This is a genomic window from Gemmatimonas sp. (genome assembly GCF_021298855.1).
In the GTDB taxonomy this organism is placed as follows: Bacteria; Gemmatimonadota; Gemmatimonadetes; order Gemmatimonadales; family Gemmatimonadaceae; genus Gemmatimonas.
In genome coordinates this window covers 36365-55654 of sequence record NZ_JAJTHI010000007.1, presented here as the reverse complement: position 1 = coordinate 55654, position 19290 = coordinate 36365, and the positions used below count along the sequence as shown (strand labels likewise).

The following is a 19290-nucleotide window of genomic DNA, read 5'->3' as shown; positions in this document are numbered from 1 at the left end:
CCAGACCAGACTTCGTGACTGCTTCACACACGTTTACTTCGCTTCAGCTGCACCCGAGCCTTCTGCAAGGCCTCAAGGACCTCGGCTTCGCCCGGCCCACGCCCATTCAGGGCGAGAGTATCCCGCCGGCACTCGAGGGGCGCGACCTGCTGGCCTGCGCCATGACCGGCAGCGGCAAGACGTATGCCTTCCTGCTTCCCATCCTGCATCATCTCATGACGCGGCCGCGTGGCAAGACACGCGCCCTGGTGCTCACGCCCACGCGTGAACTGGCCGCCCAGATCGTGCAGAGCTTCAACGATGTGGCCACGCATACGCCGCTCACCGGTGCCGCCGTGTTCGGCGGCGTGGGCATGGGGCCGCAGGAGCACGCCTTCCGCAGTGGCGTGGATGTCATGGTGGCCACGCCGGGGCGTCTGCTCGATCACTTCCGTCAGCCGTATGCCAAGCTGGACGCGCTCGAGTTCCTCGTGCTCGACGAGGCCGATCGCATGCTCGACATGGGCTTCCTCCCCGAGATCAAGAGGATCTTGCGGCACCTGCCCACGACCAAGCGGCAGACGCTGTTCTTCAGCGCGACCATGCCGCCGCCGATTGCGGCGCTTGCGCAGGAGATGCTCAACAAGCCGGCCACCCTCAACCTCCAGCGCCAGGCCGCCCCGGCCAAGGGGATCACGCAGGCGGTGTACCCGGTGTCGCAGGACCTCAAGAGCGCCCTGCTGGTGGCGTTGCTCACGCGTGGCGACATGCCGCAGGCCCTGGTGTTCACCCGCACCAAGCACCGCGCGAACCGGCTGGCCAGCCAGCTCGTCACGGCCGGCATCAAGGCCGAGCGCATTCACGGCAACCGGTCGCAGAGCCAGCGCACACAGGCGCTCGCCGGCTTCAAGGACGGCACGTATCAGGTGCTCGTCGCCACCGACATTGCCGCGCGCGGCATTGATGTGGAGGCCCTGGGCCATGTGGTGAACTTCGATGTGCCGGTGGCGGCGGAGGATTACATCCACCGGGTGGGGCGCACCGCGCGCGCCGAAGCGACCGGTGAGGCCTTCACCTTCGTGAGCCCGGAAGAAGAAGGCGAACTCAAGCTCATCGAGCGCGCCATCAAGAAGCAGCTGCCGCGGGTCACCGTGCCGGACTTCGATTACACGGCCAAGCCGCAGGCGAAGCTCGAGGTGCCCATCGCCGAGCGTATCGCCGAAATCCGCAAGAAGAAGGCGGAGGATCGGGCGCGCGCGGCGGAAAAGGCGGCACGCCGAACCGCCGCGCAGGATGCCGAGGCGGCGCGACGCACGGCCAAGCCGGCGAAGACCGAGCGGGGGGCGCGTTCTGCGCCGGCTGGCGGCAGTCGCTCGACGTCCGTGGCTGGCGAGGCGCCCAAGGGCGGCGCCCGTCGTCGTCGTGGTCCGCGCCGTCCCGGCGGCGGTGGCGGTGGCGCTGGTGGGGGTGCCGGTGGGGCCCGGAACGACAGCCCCTACAAGTAAACCACGGCTGCCGCATGGATGACGTGCGGTATCCGATTCCCCGCGGTCCCCACCGTGTGGAGCAGGTGATCGAGCGCAGTCGCTTCATCTGCTCCATCGCGCCGGCTACGCGCACCGACGCGGCGCAGGCGTTCATCAAGGCTGTGGGGGCCGAGTTCGCGGACGCCACCCACAACTGCTGGGCGTACGTGATTGGTGCGCCCGGCCGCACCGATCGCATCGGCCTCAGTGACGACGGCGAGCCGCACGGCACCGCCGGTCGCCCGATGCTCACGGTGCTGCAGCACGGTGGCGTTGGCGACATCGTCGCCGTCGTGACGCGCTACTATGGCGGAACGAAGCTGGGCACCGGCGGTCTGGTGAAGGCCTACGGCGGTGCGGTACAGGAGGCGCTCGCGTCCCTGCCTACCGTAACGCGGGTGGATACCGTGCTGGCACGCGTCGCCGTGGGATACGCGCACATTGGTGCCGTGCAGCAGCTGCTCCCCACGGTGAACGCCGAGGTGGTGACGCAGGAATTCCACGAACAGGCCGCTTTCACCGTGAAGCTGCCGCGCGCCGAGGTGGCCGCATTCGAGACGGCCATCGCCAACCTCACCCGCGGCAGCGGCGCCGTGCAGCTGCTGGGCTGAGGTCGGCGGCTTCGCTCAGCTGAGCCCCTCGATCGTCCCGTCGGGACGCAGCCGCATCCCCTCGGCGGCGGGCTTCTTGGCCAGGCCGGGCATGGTCATGATGTCGCCACACTTGGCCACCACGAAGCCGGCGCCGGCGCTGCCGTACACTTCGTTCACCGTGATGCGGAACCCCGAGGGGACGTTCAGTTTCGTCGCGTCGTCGGTGAGCGAGTACTGCGTCTTGGCCATGCACACCGGCGTGTGGCCCAGTCCATTGGCCTCGAGCCAGTCGATGCTCTTCTCGGCGGCACTGGAGAAGTCCACCCCGTCGGCGCCGTAGACCTGCTGGGCCACCGTGCGGATCTTCTCGCGAATGGGGCGGTCGGTGTCGTACAGCGGCCGGAACTGCGCGCGCCCGCTGTCCAGCAGCGTGAGCACCTCGCGTGCGAGCGCTTCGCCGCCTGCCCCGCCCTCGGCCCACACGTTGCACAGCGCCACCGGCACTCCGAGCTGCTCCACGAAGGTGCGCACCATCTCGAGCTCCGCCGTACTGTCGCTGGTGCGACGATTGATGGCCACCACCACCGGCACGCCGAACTGCTGCACATTGCGCACGTGGTGCGCCACGTGCGGCAGCCCGCGCTCGAGAGCGCCCACATCCTCACGATCGAGTTCGCTCCTCGGGACGCCGCCCTGCATCTTGAGTGAGCGCACCGTCGCCACCAGCACTGCGGCTTCGGGGGTGAGTCCCCCGGCCCGGCACTTGATGTCGAAGAACTTCTCGGCGCCCAGATCGCTGCCGAAGCCTGCCTCGGTCACGACGATGTCGCCCAGCGCCAGCCCCGCGCGGGTGGCCGCGAGGGAGTTGCACCCGTGCGCAATGTTGCCGAAGGGGCCGGCGTGCAGGATGGCGGGCCCGCCTTCGAGCGTCTGCACGAGATTGGGGCGCAGCGCATCCTTGAGCAGCAGCGTCATGGCGCCGGTGGCGCCGAGCTCCCGCGCGTACACCGGCTTCTTGTCCTTGCCCAGGGTGGTGCCGACGATGATGTTGCCAAGCCGCTGCTCGAGATCGTCCGCGTCGGCAGCCAGGGCCACAATGGCCATGATTTCGCTGGCGGGAATGATCACCCACCGCTCCTCGCGCATGGTCCCGTTGCCGGTGCCCACGCCGATGATGGCGCTACGCAGGGCGCGGTCGTTCATGTCGATCGTGCGTGGCCACGTGATGCCCTTGGGGTTGATCCCCAACGCGTTGCCGTGGTAGAGGTGATTGTCGATCATCGCCGACAGCAGCGCATGGGCACTGGCAATGGCGTGGAAGTCGCCGGTGAAGTGCAGGTTGATATCGTCCATGGGCAGCACCTGCGAATACCCGCCCCCCGCTGCGCCTCCCTTCACGCCGAAGACCGGGCCGAGGCTTGGCTCGCGCATGCAGAGGATGGCGTTGTGCCCGAGGCGCCGGAACGCCTGCGAGAGCCCGACGCTGACCGTGCTCTTGCCCTCGCCCGCCGGCGTGGGGTTGATGGCGGTGACGAGCACCAGTCGTCCCTTGGCCGGGGCGGCCGCCAGGGAGAGCGGCAGCTTGGCCTTGTACTTCCCGTACAGGTCGATGTCGTCCTCGCCCAGCCCCAGATCGGCGGCAACCTCGCGAATCGGGCGCATGACCGCCTGTTGGGCGATCTCGATGTCGGTGGGGACGGCGGCAGGCAGCACTGTCATGGCGGTCCGGCGGGTTGCGGGTGCATGTTGTGGGATGGCGCTTTTTTTCATACTAGCACAGAACGCCGGGACTCGCCGCGCGCCCTGCGCCCCACCGCCTGCCCGTTCCAGCGGGGCATCGCGATGATCATCGCGGTGTACGGCGCCTCGAGTCGGCTGGGGCACCAGTTCATTGGCGTCGCGGCGGCAGGCGGGCATGCCCTGCGCCTGCACTACCGGGCCAAACCGGCCGAACAGGTGCCGGAGAACGCCACGGTCATTGTCGGCTCGCTGGCTGACCCCACCGCCGTGCGCGAAGTGTTGCGCGGCGCTGATGCGGCCCTGATGCTGCTGGGGCACAAGCAGGACGCCCGCGTGCCGTACATTGCCGCCGCCACGAAGCTGGTGGTGAGCACCATGAAGACACTCGACCAGTCACGCCTGCTGGTGGTGACCGGGGCGATGGTGGGGGAGAGTGCCGGCAACATGGGGCTCACGATGAAGCTCAAGAACCTGTTCGCCCGCCGGTCGGCGCACGACGGCATGATGGAAGACCGGGACGAACAGGAGCGCCTGATACGCGCCAGCCAGCTGGAAGGCTGGACGGTGGTGAAGCCGGGCACGCTGACCGATACCCCGGCGACCGACCACGTGCAGGTCGACCGCACCCTGTCCATGGGCGTCGGCAGCCAGGTGTCGCGCGCAACGCTGGCGCGCGTGCTCCTGCAGGAAATCGAGCAGCCGCGATTCATGCAGCAGGCGGTCTACGTGGCCGAGCGCTGAGGGCCGGGTTCCGTTCCTGATGCTGCCGTACGATACGCTGCTGACTTTCGGCGCCGGGATGCTCTTCTGCGGGTGGATGCTCTGGGACCTCCGCAAAGAGAACAAGAAGGCGGAAGCGCGCAAACAGGCGGCACTCGCCGCCGCTGCGCGCTTTGGCCCGCCTGCGCCGCCCCTCCGGGTGGCCGCGCCGCCACGGCCACCGTCGGCCGCCCCCGCTGTTGTTCGTCCGCGTCGCCCATCGGGCGGCGCGCCCCGCATGCCCACCCTGCCTTCCTCCCTGCATATGACCGACGTTCGCAAGCTGTCGTGGGACGACATGGCCGTCGAGGAGCTCACGCCACTGATTGGCCGGCGCCTCATCTACACCGATCGGCAGATGCTCGCCCACGTGTATCTCAAGCAGGGCGCCATCGTGCCCGCGCACGACCACGTGAACGAGCAGATCACGTACGTGCTGAGCGGCGCCCTGCGCTTCTGGATCGGTGAGCACGCCGACAACCCGGGCGACACGTTCACGGATGTGCGAGCGGGTGAGGTGCTGGTGCTTCCCAGCATGGTGCGGCATCGCGCCGAGGCGCTCGAGGACACGCTCGACGTGGACATCTTCAACCCGCCGCGGCAGGACTGGATCGACAAGAGCGACGATTACCTGCGCACGGGTGTGCCCATGAGCAACGGAGGACAGGGCTGATGGATCTCGGCATCCAGGGGAAGGTGGCGCTCGTCTGCGGTGCCAGTCGGGGCATTGCCTACGCCACGGCCGAGGAGTTGGCGCGCGAGGGGGTGGATCTCGTCATCTGCTCGCGCGATGGCGCCGCCATTCGCGAGGCACGCAGCCGGTTGAGCGCCCTCGGGGTGACCGTCATTGCGCTCGAGGCCGACCTGTCCACCATGGCCGGCATCGAGCACGTGGTGCAGCGCACGCGCGCCGCGTATCCCAAAGGGGTGGACATTCTCGTGTGCAACACGGGTGGCCCGCCAACGGGTGCGCCCCTGTCGCACGACTGGACGGCCTGGAGCGCGGCCAGCGACCTGCTGCTGCGCAGCGTGGTGGAGCTCACGCGCGCCTTCGTGCCGGCCATGCAGGAGAAGAAGTGGGGGCGCGTCATCGCCATCACGTCGTTGGCCGTCCGGCGCCCGCAGGGATCCCTCGTGTTGAGCAATGCCCTGCGCGCGGCGGTCACCGGCTTCCTGCGCACGCTGGCCGATGACGTGGGCAAGGACGGCGTGACGGTGAATACGGTGTTGCCGGGGTTCACGGCCACGGAGCGCCTGGATGATCTGGCGCTCGCCACCTCGCGCCGCACGGGGCAGTCGCAGGAGGCGATTTTCGCCGGCTGGGCGAGCGAGTCCCCGTTGGGGCGGGTGGGGCGCCCCGAGGAGCTGGCGTCGGTGATAGCTTTCCTCTGTTCTGCGCGGTCCGGTTTCATGACGGGGCAGGCCGTCCTGGTGGACGGTGGTGCCGTCAAGTCGCTCGTCTGATCACCGCTCCGTCACCTCCGCTCCCTCAGCACCACCACACATGAGCCGCATCACCGAGACGCAGTGGATCTGGCGCGATGGCCATTTCATTCCGTGGGCCGACGCCACGATTCACGTGCTCAGTCACTCCGTGCAGTTCGGATCGTCCGCCTTCGAGGGCATTCGTGCCTACAGCACGCCCCGCGGTCCGGCGATCTTCCGGCTGCGCGAGCATCTCGAGCGGCTCTTTCATTCGTGCAAGATCTACCGCATGGAAGTGCCGTACACGATGGAGCAGCTGGTGGAGGCCTCGCGCGAACTCGTGGTGCGCAACGGGCTCGACGCCTGTTACCTGCGCCCCATGGTCGTGCGCGGCTACGGCACGGCCGGGATGGTGCCCATTGGCGCGCCGGTGGAGACCTACCTCCCCTGCTGGCCGTGGGGAGCCTATCTGGGCGACGAGGCGCTCGATGCCGGGGTGGATGCCTGCATCTCGAGCTGGCATCGCGTGCAGCCCAACACCATTCCGGCCATGGCCAAGATCGCCGGCAACTACCTCAGCGGGCAGCTCATCAAGATGGAGGCGCTCGCCAACGGGTACGCCGAGGGCATCGCGCTCTCCCCGAGTGGGGTGGTGAGCGAAGGGTCGGGGCAGAATGTGTTCGTCGTGTCCAAGGGAACGCTCATCACCACGCCCCTCGACGGCAGCATCCTGGGCGGCATTACCCGCGCCACCATCATGCAGCTGGCGCAGGACGCGGGCATCCCGGTGCGTGAGCTGCACATTCCCCGCGAAATGCTGTACATGTCCGACGAGGTGTTCTTTACCGGCACGGCTGCCGAGCTCACCCCCGTGCGCAGCATCGACAAGATCACGATCGGCGCCGGCAAGGTGGGGCCCATCACCAAGCGGCTGCAGCAGGAGTATCTGGGCATCGTCAAGGGCCAGATCGAAGACCGGCACGGATGGCTGACGTACTGCCGGTGAGCTGAACGGAATTGGGGAAGCCGGATTTCCGACGTCGGATTTCGGACGTCGGAGGTCCGATGGATGCCGGAGGTCGGAGGCCGGAGACGGCGGTCCGAAGTCGGAGGCCGGATGAATACGCGGCCCGTGCTGTACGCGCAGGGCATCCGGCCTCGGACCTCCGACTGCGGTCTCCGGCCTCCGACCTCCGGCATCCATCCGGCCTCGGACGTTCGGGCTACTCCGACGTCCGGGCTACTCCGACGTCCGGGCTACTCCGACGTCCGGCACTGCCGACGTTCGCGCCCTTCCTCTCCCACGATCAGCCCCCTCAGCATGTTCACTGTTGTCCCCGGGAGTGCGTGCCCCTCTCATGCGCACCGCGGTCACGCCAGCGGTGCCGGTAGGCCGTGCGGAGGAACGTCGTGGCCCTGACGAGCACCATGTACACCCTGCAGGTGGAACTCGCCCACGTGGACCGCGGCGTGTACGAGTCGCTCGCGTTCCGCATGGCCATGCATCCGTCGGAGGCGCCGGAGTACTTCGTTGCGCGCCTCCTCGCCTACTGCCTCGAGTATCGCGAAGGGATGGCCTTCTCCAAGGGGGTGTCCGATCCCGATGATCCCACCGTGAGCGTACGCGACCTGACGGGTACGATCACCCACTGGATCGAGATCGGGCTTCCCGACGCGGCACGGCTGCACAAGGCCAGCAAGGCGGCGCCGCACGTGATCGTCTACACCCACAAGGATCCCACCGTGTGGCTCCGACAACTGCAGGGGGCGCGCATTCACAAGGTCGAGCAGATTGTCTGCCATGTGCTCGATCGCGCCCTGGTGGATGCCCTCGTCGAGCGGCTCGATCGCCGCCTGTCGCTCGACCTGTCGGTCACCGACGGGACGCTCTTCGTGAATGTGGGCAACGCCACGCTGACGGGCACGGTGGAGCGGGTACCGCTGAGCGTGTGAACCATGTGGGCACCGGACGGTGGCCCCCCGCGGTGGTCGTGCTCATGGCCGGGTGCCCGATGCCGACGGGTACGGATTGACGGATGGCGGCTGCGGGCTGAGGTTCAGGCATGCCGGTCACCGCCACCTACCGTGCCTTCGTGCTCGAACGGCTTCAGCGCGCCCTGCCGGACGTGCGCGCCCGTGACATGTTCGGCGGGGTGGGCATCTACGCCGGGGCCACCTTCTTTGCCCTCATCGGCAACGATGTGCTGTACTTCAAGGTGGATGAGCACACTCGCGGCGAGTTCGAAGCGCGTGGCATGCGCGCCTTTCGTCCCTTCGGCGAAGGCGGCGAGGTGATGCAGTACTACGAGGTGCCGGTGGACGTGATCGAGGATACCGACGCGCTGCGCGAGTGGGCGGCGGTGGCGGTGTCGGTGGGGCGCAAGTCGAAGCAGCGAAAGGCCAAGCGGTCCGCGTAGTGCGCGACGTGCCTGATCGCGCCTCGGTGCTCGACGTGGTGCGGGCCCACCCGCTGTGCGCCGAAACCCCCCTGGCCCTGCTGCAGCAGCCGGTCACACCGGCGCCCGGCGTGTACGTGCGCAGCAACTTCGAGACGCCTGCCGCCCACGCCAATTGGTCCATTGTCATTTCGGGCGACGTCGAGCACGTCACCCGCGTTACGCTCGACGCGTTGGCCGCCATGCCGCAGCACGAGCTGCTGATGACCATGGAGTGCGCCGGGAATGGGCGGCTGGGGATGGACCCGGTGCCCGAGGGTGAACCGTGGCAGTACGGGGCGGTCAGTACGACGCGGTGGCGCGGCGTGTCGCTGGCGACGCTGCTCGCTCAGGCGGTCCCGGCCCGCACGGCGGTGGAAGTGCTGGCGTGTGGTGCCGATGCGGGACCGCGCGACGACGCCACCGGCATCGTGCGCTTCGAGCGGGCGCTGCCTCTCGATGTGGCCATGCACCCCGACACGCTGGTGGCCACGCACATGGATGGTGATCCACTCACCGCCGATCATGGCGCGCCCGTGCGTCTCGTGGTCCCCAACTGGTACGGCATGGCGAGTGTGAAGTGGCTTGCCGGGGTGCAGCTGCTGAGCGCGCCCTACACGGGGTACTTCCAGCAGAAGCGCTACGTGTATGACGTGGACGGCGACGTGCGCCCCGTTTCGCGCGCGCTGGTGAAGAGCATGATCGTCTCGCCCATGCCGCAGCAGACCACGACGCCCCAGTGCACCGTACGCGGCTGGGCCTGGTCGGGGTCGGGCGCCATCACGCACGTGGATGTCGCCGTGAACTCGCGATGGCATCGCGCCACGCTGTCGGCCCCGGCGTCACCGTATGCCTGGACGCCGTTCTCCCTGGAGGTCGCGCTCCCCACGGGCAACGTGATGCTGCGCAGTCGCGCCACGGACGCCACAGGGGAGACCCAGCCCGAGGCGATCGTGTGGAACCGGCTTGGCTATGGCAACAACGCCGTGCGCGCCATTCCGGTGCTGGTGCGGTCGTGACGCACACGGACTCGGCGACGCTACGCATGCGCCGGGCCGAGATCGACGATGCCGACGTGCTGAGTCGCTTTGCGCGGCGCACATTTTCCCACACCTTCGCTGCCGACAACGATCCCGCCGACATGGCGGCGTATCTGGCCTTGGCGTTCAGTCCCGAACGGCAACGGGGCGAACTGGCGGAGCCCCGGCGCACCGGTCTCCTGGCCGAGCTGGACGGCGCGCTGGTGGGGTATGCGTACCTCATGAGCGGCACGCCGCACGAGGCCGTGGTCGCCGCGCATCCTGTACAGCTGGAACGATTCTACGTGGACCACGCCTGGCACGGTCGCGGCGTGGCCACCGCGCTCATGGAGGCGGTGCTGTGCGCCAGCCGTGAAGGCGGTGGCGATGTGCTGTGGCTCGGCGTCTGGGAGCGCAACGCGCGCGCCATTCGCTTTTACGCCCGATGGGGCTTCGCGGCCGTGGGCACGCAGACCTTCATGCTTGGCGCCGACCCCCAGCGTGACGCAGTGATGCGGCGGGCGCTGTAGGCACGCCGTGCGCCGTTGGCTCAGCCGCGCTTGCGGGCGAGAATGGTACCGCGACAGGTGATGGCGCCGCACGCACAGGGATAGCGTCGCTTGGCGGTCGGCGTGTGACGCTCCTCGAGCACGAAGGCATAGTCGTACACGAGCTCTTCCCCCACCTCGATGTCGTGCAGCGCCTCGATCCAGAGCCGCTTCTCGTCCACGACGACATCGCAATTGGGGGCACACGAGTGGTTGAGGAATCGCGCCTCGTTCCCGTTCACGGAGGCGTCCACCACCACGTCGTCGTCAATGGCGAACAGGAACGTGTGATGGCGCGAGCCCGGCTCGTCGGGGTACCGCGCCTCGGCCTCGGCGGGGGTGAGACGCTCGCCGGCGTACTCGATGATGCGCGTCCCGACCGCGATGGGGCGCGTGGCGAAGGCTCCGAGGCCCTGGATGGGGCTCGGTCGGACCTCGAAGGGCAGGCCGCTGATCACGTTCATGATGGAATTTCACCATCGGCGCCCCGGATGTGCTACCTTTGAGGGCTACAGGAGAAAATCATGACGAATACTGACGCGGACATGCCCGTGGGCGGCGCCAACAACGGCTTCGCTACCCTCGGCGTCGACCCGCGCATCGCCGACGCGCTGTCTGCCCTCGGCTACGAAGAGCCCACGCCGGTGCAGCGTGCGGCCATCCCGGCGTTGCTCGCCGGTCGCGATGTGCTGGCGCAGGCAGCCACCGGCACCGGCAAGACGGCTGCCTTTTCACTCCCGCTGCTGACGCGCATCGGGGCCGGTCACAAGGCGGCTGTGGGTGGCCCCTCGGTGCTCATCCTCGTGCCCACGCGCGAATTGGCCATGCAGGTGGCCGAAGCGGTGCACCGCTACGGCAAGCCGCTGGGGCTGCACGCGCTGGCGGTGTACGGCGGCGCCAGCATGGAGCTGCAGATCCGTGCCCTCAAGCGCGGCGTGGATGTGGTGATCGCCACGCCGGGCCGTGCGCTCGACCACATCAAGCGCAACACGCTCAAGCTGAGTACGTTGCGGGCGGTGGTGCTCGACGAGGCCGACGAGATGCTCGACATGGGGTTCGCCGACGAACTCGAGGCCATTCTCGAGGCCACACCGGCCGAGAAGCAGACTGCGCTGTTCAGCGCCACGCTGCCGCCGCGCATCGCCGGTATCACGCGCAAGTATCTGCGTGACCCCGAGCACGTGACAGTGGAGCGCGAAGTCGTGCCCGAAGGGGAATCGGCGCGGGTGCGGCAGATGGCCTACATCGTCTCGCGGGCGCACAAGATGCCCGCGCTCGCGCGGGTCCTCGACATCGAGCAGCCCACCAGTGCGATCGTCTTCTGCCGCACGCGCACCGAGGTGGACGAACTGAGCGAAACCCTCACCGCGCGCGGGCTGCGTGCCGAATCGCTGCACGGTGGGCTCTCGCAGGATCAGCGCGATCGGGTCATGCAGAAGTTCCGCGCCAAGAAGGTGGACCTGCTCATTGCCACCGACGTGGCCGCGCGCGGGCTGGACGTGAAGCACGTGAGTCACGTGGTGAATTTCGATGTGCCGGCCGATGCCGAGACCTATGTGCATCGCATCGGACGCACCGGTCGCGCCGGACGCGAAGGGGTGGCCATCACGCTCGCCGAGCCGCGTGAGCACCGGCTGCTGCGCAACATCGAACGGCAGACCAACCAGAAGATCGACGTGGCGCAGGTGCCCACGGTGGCCGACCTGCGCGCCCACCGTCAGGAGCTGGTGAAGGCCACGCTGCGGGAAGCCGTGCTCGAGGGGAATCTGGACGCGTTCCGCGGCATCGTGGAGTCGCTCGCCGGCGAACTCGATCTCATGGATCTGGCGGCGGCGGCGGTGAAGCTCGTGGCCGCGCGCGATGGCGGCGAGGAAGCGGAGATTCCCGCCGTCACGCCGCGCGAACCCCGCGAACGCAGTGAGCCACGCGGTGATCGTCCCTTCGGTCGGGAACGGGACGCGTCGTCGCGTGGTGACGTGCGCGAGCGTCGCCCGGAAGGCGGCGCGAAGGGGAAGAAGGCCAAGCGCGAAACCGCGTGGACGGCAGCCACCCTCTGGATTGGTGCCGGACGCAAGCTCAAGATGCGTCCGGGTGATCTCGTGGGTGCCATCGCCAACGAGGCCGGCCTCGACTCGGCGCACATCGGGTCGATCCAGATTGCCGACAACTTCAGCACCGTCGAAGTGCCCGAAGCCATGGCCGACGAGGTGATCTCCGCGCTCAAGAACACCAAGATCAAGGGACTGCGCGTGCAGGTGCGGCGCGACCGGATGCGCTGAGCCCGCGATGCCGCCGTCCCGGGCGGTGCACAAGGCTGTTGTGGTGGCGATCTGCGTTGGGGTCGCCACCCTGCACCTCGTGACTGGTCCCCAGTATCGTGGCCCGTTCCGGGGGTTCGTCACCGGGTACCTGATGGACCTGCTCTTGCCGTTCGCCATGGTGCTGCTGCTGGGCGTGGCGACCGAGGATCTCCCCGTGCGGGTACCGGCCCTGGCGCGCGCCGGGGCCGTGGCATTGGTGGGGCTCGTGGTCGAATGGATGCAGTTCCGTGGTGTACCACTGTTCGGTCGCACGGCTGACCTGCTGGACATCGCGGCGTACGCCGGCGGTGCGTTGCTGGCGTTGGGCTGCGAGCAGACCCTCATCGCCAGGCATCGTTCGTCCTCGTCGTGAGCGAACGGCTCGCGGAAGTCCGGCGCGCGCGGCGCCGTGGCTGGCCACGGCGTGATGGCCGCGCCGTGTGGCACCGACGGCGCGGCTGCTCGAGGTGAAGCGGTACGCCGTCAGGGGTCTGCCAACAGGGCGGCGGCGTCCACGCGGTCGGACTCGTGTGACGCGCCCGGGAGGTCGGTGGAGCGACCGCGCTGCGCCACGGCCACGGTGGCCGCCGCCGAGGCGGCACACAGGGTGGTGGTGGCCCCGGCGACCACCGCGTACAGCAGGGCCAGCGGAATCCGCCCGGTCGGGCTGCCAATGAGGAACGGGAGACTGCCGACGGCCAGCCCGGCCAACCCGCCCCAACGCGCCACGCGTGGAACGGAAAGATCCGCCACGCGGCGATGGTGCGCGCGCCGGGCGAGGAGGATGGAGAAGAGCACGCCGCCGGCGAATCCCGGGTACGCGAAGATGAGGGGCCAGGGTTCGTCCAGGCGACCGTGAGGGTCGACGGCCAGGCCAACCAGCACTCCAACGGGCGCCCAGCCGAGGGCCCAGGTGAGGCCGATGGTCAGGGCGGCACGGGTACGACGGAGCCAAGCGGGCACCAGCAGGTCCGGATGAGGCGGGAGACGGCGTCAGGGTTTCGATTAACTTCATTGCACAAAGTACTTGACACAAGCGTTTCCCCAAGGAATACTCCGCCCTATGGCGGCCCCCACCTCGTCTCCTCCGGCGTTGCACGACCGGGCATTGCAGGACCTGTCGTTCATCCGGCGCACCATGGAGGGCGCGGCCTCGTTCACCGACGTCCCGGGCTGGGGGCTCGTAGGGGTCGGGGCACTGGCGCTGCTGGCCGCGCCGGTGGCGGCCTCGCAGTCCAGCGCCGAGCGCTGGGTGGCGGTGTGGGTCTGCACGGCGGTCTTGGCCGCGATCGCCGGCAGCTGGACCATGTGGCGCAAGATGCGCCGGCGCGTGCGCGACCAGGCGGAGTTCACCCTCAGCGTGCCGGCCCGGAAGTTCCTGCTCGGATTCTGGCCGTCCATGCTCGCCGGGGCCGTGCTCACGGCGGCCCTGCTCGATCCGTTCACCCCGGGCGTCGACGCCCGGCTGCTGCACCGCACGCTGCCTGGTCTCTGGCTGCTGCTCTACGGGGTGGGGGTCACGACCGCGGGCGCACACTCCATCCGCGCTGTGCCGCTCATGGGGGGGGGATTCCTCGGCCTCGGCACCTGCGCGCTCTTCCTCCCTTTCGCTCACGGTGATGTCCTCATGGCCCTCGGGTTCGGGGTGCTGCAGATCGGGTTCGGTGTGTACATCGCCAGGCGGTACGGTGGCTGAGTCCCCGGGGCGGGCCCGACGGGACGAAACGAGTCCGGACGCGGGTCGTCCTCAGAAGGCACGGCCCCCGCTGACAGCTGTCACCGGGGACGCCGCGCTGCCGATCGCGCTCGACCGGCTCATTCACGAGCGCGTGCGTCTGGCCATCGTCAGTGCGTTGGCGGTGCATGACGGGCTCTCATTCACCGATCTCAAGACGCTGCTCGACACGTCGGATGGCAACGTGTCCGTGCATGCGCGCAAACTCGAGGACGCCGGCTACGTGACCTGCACGAAGCGCTTCGACGGGCGCGTGCCGCGCACCGAGTATCAACTCACCGCCGAGGGGCGACAGGCCCTCGAACGCTATCTCGCGCACATGGAAGCTCTCATCAAACGGGTAGGTGGCGCATGACCGGCGTGCCGGGGCACCTCGCCGTCATCATGGACGGCAACGGCCGCTGGGCGGCCAAGCGGGCGCGCCCGCGGTGGATGGGGCACGCGCGCGGTGCGCAGACAGCCCGCGAGGTCGTCGCGCACTGTGCGCGACTGGGAGTGCAGCACCTCACGCTGTACGCCTTCTCGAGTGACAACTGGAAGCGTCCGCGCGAAGAGGTGGGCTTCCTCATGGACTTGTTCGCCTCGCACCTCGACCGGCAGCTCGCCGAGCTGCGGGCGAACGGCATTCGTCTCTCCATCATTGGTCGTCGTGACCGGCTGCCGCCGGCGCTGGTGGCCAAGATGGAGGAGGTGGAGGCGCGCACTGCCCAGTGCACGCGCATGCACCTGCGTGTTGCCATCGACTACTCCAGCAAGGCGGCCTTGCAGGAAGCGTTCGCCCGCGTGAGTGCCGGGGAAGGCGAGTGGCCAGGTGACCCGTTGCTGCCCAATGTGGACCTGCTGCTGCGAACGGGTGGGGAGCGGCGCCTGTCGGACTTCCTGCTCTGGGAGTGTGCGTATGCCGAGCTCGCGTTCGTCGATGCGCTGTTCCCCGACCTCACCACGTCGGATCTCGATGCGGTCTTTGCCGATTTCGTGAAGCGCGACCGGCGCTTTGGCGGCCTCAACGCGGTCCCGGTTCCCGTAGGCAGCGCGTAGGCGTCGGGTCGGGTTGCGTCGGGGTCCGGGTTGCACTGACAACAGCAGAAAGGGAGAACGGGAGCACATCCTCCCCTTCTCCCTTTCTCGTGTTCTCCCATGGTCAGTTCGGCCGTGGCGACACGCGCCATGGCGCTGGGTTGCCGACGGCGCGCCCGCACGCGAAGTTCGTCGGCGATCGTTCGTCGAAGCTGCCGCCACGCTCCTCCCTCCCGAGCCTAATGCGCCCCGTTCGATACTCTCCGCTGCTGCTGGCGGCCGCCACTGCGCTATTCGTGGCAACGCCCGATGCCCTCGTGGCGCAGGCCGCCTCCATGAAGCCGGCGCCCCCCGTCTTCATCGACGAACTCACCTGGACCGAGATTCGCGACCGCCAGCAGGCGGGCACGCGCACGGTGCTCATTGGCACGGCGGGGCAGGAACAGAAGGGGCCCCATATGGTAGATGGCGAGCACAAGTACGTGCTCACGCACACCACCGCGCGCATTGCCCAGGCGTTGGGGGACGCGCTGGTGGCGCCCATCATCACCTACGTGCCCGAAGGCAGCTGGGATCCGCCGCGCGGGCACATGACCAAGCCCGGCACCATCACGCTTCCCGAAGATCGCTTCGTGGAGCTGCTGCTGCACGCCGGGCGCTCGCTCAAGGCGGGCGGCTTCACGCAGATCATCTACATTGGCGACAGCGGTGGCAACCAACGCGGCATGCAGAAGGCCGCCGAGCAGCTGAACACCGAATGGGCGGGCAGTGCCCGCGCGTTGTTCATTGGCGACTACTACACCAAGGCGGCCGAAGCCATGCGCGTCATGCTGCGCGGCCGGGGCTTCACCGATGAGGACATTGGCAGCCACGCCGGGATGCTCGACACCTCGGAGCTGCTGTACGTGAACCCGAAGCTGGTGCGCAAGGAGCGGCTCGCGCGCAACGGCGGGGCACCGGACAGCGGCGTGAACGGTGATCCCACGAAGGCCAGCGCCGAGCTGGGCGCCGAACTCCTCACGATCAAGATCAACCACGCCCTCGACCAGATCCGTGCGCTGCGCGCCGGAGGGAGCCAGTGATGCGCGCTGCTGTCATTCGCCGTGGTGTCATGACCACCGCGCTCTCGCTGCTCGCCGCGTCGCTGCTCGCCGCCTCGCCGGCGTGGGCGCAGGAACGTCCGGACCCTGACGCGGCGCCGTACATGGAAGCGATGACATGGACCGAGATCCGCGATGCGATCGCCGGTGGCCGCAAGATCGCCATCATCCCCACCGGCGGCACGGAGCAGAACGGACCGCACATGGTGATGGGGAAGCACAACTACATCGTGACCTTCGCGGCCGGGCTGCTGGCCCAGCGCCTCGGCAATGCGCTGGTGGCGCCCACGCTGCAGTACGTGCCCGAGGGCGACTACACGCGCCCGGGTTTCGGGGACAAGCCCGGCGTGATCTCGCTGCTGCAGCCGGCGTACGAGCAGGTGCTCGACGCGGCGGTGCGCTCCCTCAAGGTGCACGGCTTCACCGACATCATTCTCATTGGCGACAGTGGCGGCAACCAGCGCGGCATGGTGAATGTCGCGAAGGCGCTCAATGCCGAATGGGGCGGTGGCGGGGTGCGGGTGCACGCCCTCACCGATTACTACGAGCAGGGGCGCCTGCTCATTCGCGACTATCTCAACAAGACCTACGGCTGGAGCGAGCAGGTGGTGGGCTCGCACGCCGGCACGAGCGACACGTCGCAGCTGCTGTACGTGCATGCCCAGGGCATTCGCATGGACAAGCTCGCGGTGAATGGTGGCAGCCCCGACGCGGGTGTGCAGGGTGACCCCACCAAGGCCAGCGCGGCGATCGGCAAGATCGCCATCGACTTCAAGGTGAATGCGGCGGTGAAGCAGTTCCGCGGTGGGCAACCGTAGTGCCGGTCGCACGTCGCCAAAGGGCGGATGCGCCACGGGGCACGCCGATCCGGCGTGCCCCGTGGCGTTGTGCCCGTATCCGGCCCCTTACGCGAGGTCGAACCGGTCGGCGTTCATGACCTTGTTCCACGCGGCCACGAAGTCGTGCACGAACCGCTCCTGATTGTCATGCTGGCCGTACACCTCGGCCACGGCGCGCAGCTCGCTGTGTGAACCGAAGATGAGGTCCACGCGCGTGGCGGTGTACTTCACATCACCGGTCACGCGATCACGGCCTTCGAACACTTCCATACTGCCGGCCATGGGCGCCCACGTCGTGTCCATGCTGAGCAGGTTCACGAAGAAGTCGTTCGCGAGCGTTTCCGGACGGTCGGTGAGCACGCCGTGCTTCGTGGCGCCGTAGTTGGCGCCAAGCATGCGCATGCCGCCCACGAGCACCGTCATCTCCGGCGCCGTGAGCCCCAGCAGCTGTGCCTTGTCCACCAGCAGTTCTTCGGCCGGCTTGCGGAACACCGTCTTCTGGTAGTTGCGGAAGCCATCGGCCTGCGGCTCGAGCACCGCGTACGAATGCGCGTCAGTCTGCTCCTGCGTCGCATCCATGCGGCCGGGGGTGAACGGCACCGTGATGTCGAAGCCCGCCTTCTTGGCCGCCGCTTCAATCGCCGCGGCGCCGCCGAGCACGATGAGATCGGCAATCGACACCTTCTTGCCGCCCGTGGCCGAGGCGTTGAACTCCTGCTGGATCGTCTCGTAGATGTCGAGCACGCGCGTGAGCTTGGCAGGCTGGTTCACCTCCCACTGCTTCGCCGGCTCGAGGCGAATGCGCGCGCCGTTGGCGCCACCGCGCTTGTCACTGCCGCGGAAGGTGCTGGCCGACGACCACGCCACGTACACGAGCTGCGAGATCGGCAGGCCGGCCGCGAGGATCTTGCCCTTGAGCGCCGCGATGTCGGCCGCGTCGATCACGGGGTGATCGCAGGCGGGAATGGGATCCTGCCAGAGCAGCTCTTCCTGCGGAATCCACGGACCCGCGTATCGCGTCTTGGGCCCCATGTCACGATGCGTGAGCTTGAACCACGCCCGCGCGAACGCGTCGTGGAACGCCTGCGGGTTCGCGTGGAAGCGCTTCGAGATCTCGAGGTACGTGGGGTCGGTGCGCAGCGCGATGTCGGCGGTGCTCATGGCCGGACGCACCTTCTTGCCCGGGACGTGCGCATCGGGCACGACGAGCGACGCGTCCTTGTCGGTGGGCTCCCAGATGTGCGCGCCGGCCGGGCTCTTGGTGAGCTCCCACTCGAAGCCGAAGAGCGTGTCGAAGTAGCCGTTGTCCCACTTGGTGGGGTTGGGCGTCCACGCGCCTTCGAGACCGGACGTGGTGGTGTGCGCGCCCTTGCCCGTGCCGAAGCTGTTGAGCCAACCGAAGCCCATGGCTTCGATCGGCGCGCCTTCCGGCTCCGGGCCCACGAGCGCCGTATCGCCCGCGCCGTGCATCTTGCCGAAGGTGTGACCACCGGCCACGAGCGCCACGGTCTCCTCGTCGTTCATCGCCATGCGGGCGAACGTTTCGCGGATGTCGCGCGCCGACGCCATGGGGTCGGGCTTGCCGTCGGGACCTTCGGGGTTCACGTAAATGAGGCCCATCTGCACGGCCGCGAGCGGATTCTCGAGCTCACGGTCGCCCGAGTAGCGGCTGTGTTCCTTCTCGCTCGTGGCGAGCCACTCCCCTTCGCTGCCCCAATAGATGTCCTGCTCGGGCTCCCACACGTCTTCACGACCGAAGCTGAAGCCGAAGGGCTTGAAGCCCATCGTTTCCATGCCGATGTCGGCGGCGAGAATGAACAGGTCGGCCCACGAAATCGTGTTGCCGTACTTCTGCTTGATGGGCCACAGCAGGCGACGGGCCTTGTCGAGATTGCCGTTGTCAGGCCAGCTGTTGAGCGGGGCGAAACGCTGCGTGCCGCTGCCGGCGCCACCGCGGCCATCGGCCGTGCGGTAGGTGCCCGCGCTGTGCCACGCCATGCGCACGAAGAAGGGACCGTAGTGGCCGTAGTCGGCCGGCCACCAGTCCTTCGAGTCCGTTTGCAGCGCCACGAGATCGGCCTTGAGCGCCTCGACGTCGAGCCCCTTGAGCGCGTCGGAATACTTGTAGCCCGGCAGCGGATTGGAGAGCGACGAGTGCTGGCGCAGGATGCCCACGTTGAGGGCGTTCGGCCACCAGTCGCGGTTGGTGCGACCACGCGGCGCCGGAGCGGCACTGTTCGTGGCCGTCGCACCGTGCATCACGGGGCACTTGCCC

The 19290-nt window shown here is 68.4% G+C and carries 21 protein-coding genes; 17 read left to right on the top strand and 4 right to left on the bottom strand.

The genetic code is table 11. The features are described from left to right. The first annotated feature begins 14 nt into the window (after nucleotides 1-14). Nucleotides 15-1484 carry a DEAD/DEAH box helicase gene (locus tag LW840_RS02940; RefSeq protein ID WP_291276382.1) on the top strand — a complete coding sequence of 490 codons (1470 nt, stop codon included), beginning with the start codon at nucleotides 15-17 and terminating at the stop codon, nucleotides 1482-1484. 14 nt (nucleotides 1485-1498) lie between these two features. Then, nucleotides 1499-2116: a YigZ family protein gene (locus tag LW840_RS02935; RefSeq protein WP_291261452.1), complete on the top strand. Its 618-nt coding sequence runs from the start codon at nucleotides 1499-1501 to the stop codon at nucleotides 2114-2116. Between the two features lie 15 nt (nucleotides 2117-2131). Here LW840_RS02935 and LW840_RS02930 read toward each other — a convergent pair whose 3' ends face one another. After that, nucleotides 2132-3817, bottom strand: coding sequence for a formate--tetrahydrofolate ligase (locus LW840_RS02930; RefSeq protein ID WP_291276381.1), 1686 nt, complete (start codon nucleotides 3815-3817; stop codon nucleotides 2132-2134). A 123-nt stretch (nucleotides 3818-3940) separates the two neighbouring features. Here LW840_RS02930 and LW840_RS02925 point away from each other — a divergent pair, with 123 nt between their 5' ends. The 8 genes from LW840_RS02925 to LW840_RS02890 all read left to right on the top strand — a co-directional run bounded on the left by LW840_RS02925 (nucleotide 3941) and on the right by LW840_RS02890 (nucleotide 10006). Continuing rightward, entirely contained in the window at nucleotides 3941-4579 is a 639-nt protein-coding gene (locus LW840_RS02925; RefSeq protein WP_291276380.1) for an NAD(P)H-binding protein, read from the top strand. Nucleotides 4580-4598: 19 nt separating this feature from the next. Beyond that, nucleotides 4599-5270, top strand: coding sequence for a cupin domain-containing protein (locus tag LW840_RS02920; protein ID WP_291261449.1), 672 nt, complete (start codon nucleotides 4599-4601; stop codon nucleotides 5268-5270). Next, entirely contained in the window at nucleotides 5270-6061 is a 792-nt protein-coding gene (locus LW840_RS02915) for an SDR family oxidoreductase (RefSeq protein ID WP_291261448.1), read from the top strand. The genes LW840_RS02920 and LW840_RS02915 overlap by 1 nt, the downstream gene beginning before the upstream one ends. A 40-nt stretch (nucleotides 6062-6101) precedes the next feature. Next, on the top strand, nucleotides 6102-7028 hold the full coding sequence (locus LW840_RS02910; RefSeq protein WP_291266077.1) for a branched-chain amino acid transaminase: 927 nt from the start codon (nucleotides 6102-6104) through the stop codon (nucleotides 7026-7028). A 404-nt stretch (nucleotides 7029-7432) separates the two neighbouring features. Beyond that, entirely contained in the window at nucleotides 7433-7975 is a 543-nt protein-coding gene (locus LW840_RS02905; protein ID WP_291266078.1) for a YaeQ family protein, read from the top strand. A 110-nt stretch (nucleotides 7976-8085) separates the two neighbouring features. Then, nucleotides 8086-8439, top strand: coding sequence for a TfoX/Sxy family protein (locus tag LW840_RS02900; RefSeq protein WP_291261445.1), 354 nt, complete (start codon nucleotides 8086-8088; stop codon nucleotides 8437-8439). A gap of 8 nt (nucleotides 8440-8447) precedes the next feature. Further along, nucleotides 8448-9476: a molybdopterin-dependent oxidoreductase gene (locus LW840_RS02895; protein ID WP_291266079.1), complete on the top strand. Its 1029-nt coding sequence runs from the start codon at nucleotides 8448-8450 to the stop codon at nucleotides 9474-9476. Nucleotides 9477-9502: 26 nt separating this feature from the next. Continuing rightward, complete coding sequence (locus LW840_RS02890) at nucleotides 9503-10006, top strand: GNAT family N-acetyltransferase (RefSeq protein ID WP_291276379.1); 504 nt, start codon at nucleotides 9503-9505, stop codon at nucleotides 10004-10006. A gap of 20 nt (nucleotides 10007-10026) precedes the next feature. Here the strand turns inward: LW840_RS02890 and LW840_RS02885 are convergent, their stop codons facing one another. After that, a complete protein-coding gene (locus LW840_RS02885) occupies nucleotides 10027-10488 on the bottom strand; it encodes an SET domain-containing protein-lysine N-methyltransferase (RefSeq protein WP_291266080.1) in 462 nt (153 codons plus the stop codon). A 60-nt stretch (nucleotides 10489-10548) separates the two neighbouring features. Between LW840_RS02885 and LW840_RS02880 the strand changes: the two genes are divergently transcribed. Together LW840_RS02880 and LW840_RS02875 are read left to right on the top strand one after the other, a co-directional pair. Beyond that, nucleotides 10549-12303, top strand: coding sequence for a DEAD/DEAH box helicase (locus tag LW840_RS02880; protein ID WP_291266081.1), 1755 nt, complete (start codon nucleotides 10549-10551; stop codon nucleotides 12301-12303). 79 nt (nucleotides 12304-12382) lie between these two features. Then, nucleotides 12383-12697, top strand: coding sequence for a hypothetical protein (locus tag LW840_RS02875; RefSeq protein WP_291276378.1), 315 nt, complete (start codon nucleotides 12383-12385; stop codon nucleotides 12695-12697). 110 nt (nucleotides 12698-12807) lie between these two features. Here LW840_RS02875 and LW840_RS02870 read toward each other — a convergent pair whose 3' ends face one another. Further along, nucleotides 12808-13287, bottom strand: a complete 480-nt coding sequence (locus LW840_RS02870) for a hypothetical protein (RefSeq protein WP_291261439.1) — start codon at nucleotides 13285-13287, stop codon at nucleotides 12808-12810. A 100-nt stretch (nucleotides 13288-13387) separates the two neighbouring features. Here LW840_RS02870 and LW840_RS02865 point away from each other — a divergent pair, with 100 nt between their 5' ends. The 5 genes from LW840_RS02865 (at nucleotide 13388) to LW840_RS02845 (ending at nucleotide 16994) form a co-directional block, all read left to right on the top strand. Beyond that, complete coding sequence (locus tag LW840_RS02865) at nucleotides 13388-14020, top strand: hypothetical protein (RefSeq protein WP_291261438.1); 633 nt, start codon at nucleotides 13388-13390, stop codon at nucleotides 14018-14020. After that, nucleotides 14013-14414, top strand: coding sequence for a transcriptional regulator (locus LW840_RS02860; RefSeq protein ID WP_291261437.1), 402 nt, complete (start codon nucleotides 14013-14015; stop codon nucleotides 14412-14414). The genes LW840_RS02865 and LW840_RS02860 overlap by 8 nt, the downstream gene beginning before the upstream one ends. Next, nucleotides 14411-15097, top strand: coding sequence for a polyprenyl diphosphate synthase (gene uppS / locus LW840_RS02855; protein ID WP_291261436.1), 687 nt, complete (start codon nucleotides 14411-14413; stop codon nucleotides 15095-15097). The genes LW840_RS02860 and uppS overlap by 4 nt, the downstream gene beginning before the upstream one ends. A 221-nt stretch (nucleotides 15098-15318) precedes the next feature. Continuing rightward, on the top strand, nucleotides 15319-16158 hold the full coding sequence (locus LW840_RS02850; RefSeq protein ID WP_291266085.1) for a creatininase family protein: 840 nt from the start codon (nucleotides 15319-15321) through the stop codon (nucleotides 16156-16158). A gap of 29 nt (nucleotides 16159-16187) precedes the next feature. Beyond that, nucleotides 16188-16994 (top strand): creatininase family protein, encoded by an 807-nt coding sequence (locus LW840_RS02845; protein ID WP_291276377.1) that lies wholly within the window; start codon nucleotides 16188-16190, stop codon nucleotides 16992-16994. An 87-nt stretch (nucleotides 16995-17081) separates the two neighbouring features. Here the strand turns inward: LW840_RS02845 and katG are convergent, their stop codons facing one another. After that, a complete protein-coding gene (gene katG / locus LW840_RS02840; protein WP_291276405.1) occupies nucleotides 17082-19274 on the bottom strand; it encodes a catalase/peroxidase HPI in 2193 nt (730 codons plus the stop codon). Nucleotides 19275-19290: the final 16 nt, after the last annotated feature.

Coding starts and splice junctions, on each gene's coding strand:
- LW840_RS02885 (WP_291266080.1), bottom strand. CDS start 10,488: ATGAACGTGATCAGCGGCCTGCCCTTCGAGGTCCGACCGAGCCCCATC.
- LW840_RS02935 (WP_291261452.1), top strand. CDS start 1,499: ATGGATGACGTGCGGTATCCGATTCCCCGCGGTCCCCACCGTGTGGAG.
- LW840_RS02930 (WP_291276381.1), bottom strand. CDS start 3,817: ATGACAGTGCTGCCTGCCGCCGTCCCCACCGACATCGAGATCGCCCAA.
- LW840_RS02880 (WP_291266081.1), top strand. CDS start 10,549: ATGACGAATACTGACGCGGACATGCCCGTGGGCGGCGCCAACAACGGC.
- LW840_RS02920 (WP_291261449.1), top strand. CDS start 4,599: ATGCTGCCGTACGATACGCTGCTGACTTTCGGCGCCGGGATGCTCTTC.
- LW840_RS02900 (WP_291261445.1), top strand. CDS start 8,086: ATGCCGGTCACCGCCACCTACCGTGCCTTCGTGCTCGAACGGCTTCAG.
- LW840_RS02890 (WP_291276379.1), top strand. CDS start 9,503: ATGCGCCGGGCCGAGATCGACGATGCCGACGTGCTGAGTCGCTTTGCG.
- LW840_RS02850 (WP_291266085.1), top strand. CDS start 15,319: ATGCGCCCCGTTCGATACTCTCCGCTGCTGCTGGCGGCCGCCACTGCG.
- LW840_RS02910 (WP_291266077.1), top strand. CDS start 6,102: ATGAGCCGCATCACCGAGACGCAGTGGATCTGGCGCGATGGCCATTTC.
- LW840_RS02865 (WP_291261438.1), top strand. CDS start 13,388: ATGGCGGCCCCCACCTCGTCTCCTCCGGCGTTGCACGACCGGGCATTG.
- LW840_RS02845 (WP_291276377.1), top strand. CDS start 16,188: ATGACCACCGCGCTCTCGCTGCTCGCCGCGTCGCTGCTCGCCGCCTCG.
- LW840_RS02915 (WP_291261448.1), top strand. CDS start 5,270: ATGGATCTCGGCATCCAGGGGAAGGTGGCGCTCGTCTGCGGTGCCAGT.
- katG (WP_291276405.1), bottom strand. CDS start 19,274: ATGCACGGTGCGACGGCCACGAACAGTGCCGCTCCGGCGCCGCGTGGT.
- LW840_RS02925 (WP_291276380.1), top strand. CDS start 3,941: ATGATCATCGCGGTGTACGGCGCCTCGAGTCGGCTGGGGCACCAGTTC.
- uppS (WP_291261436.1), top strand. CDS start 14,411: ATGACCGGCGTGCCGGGGCACCTCGCCGTCATCATGGACGGCAACGGC.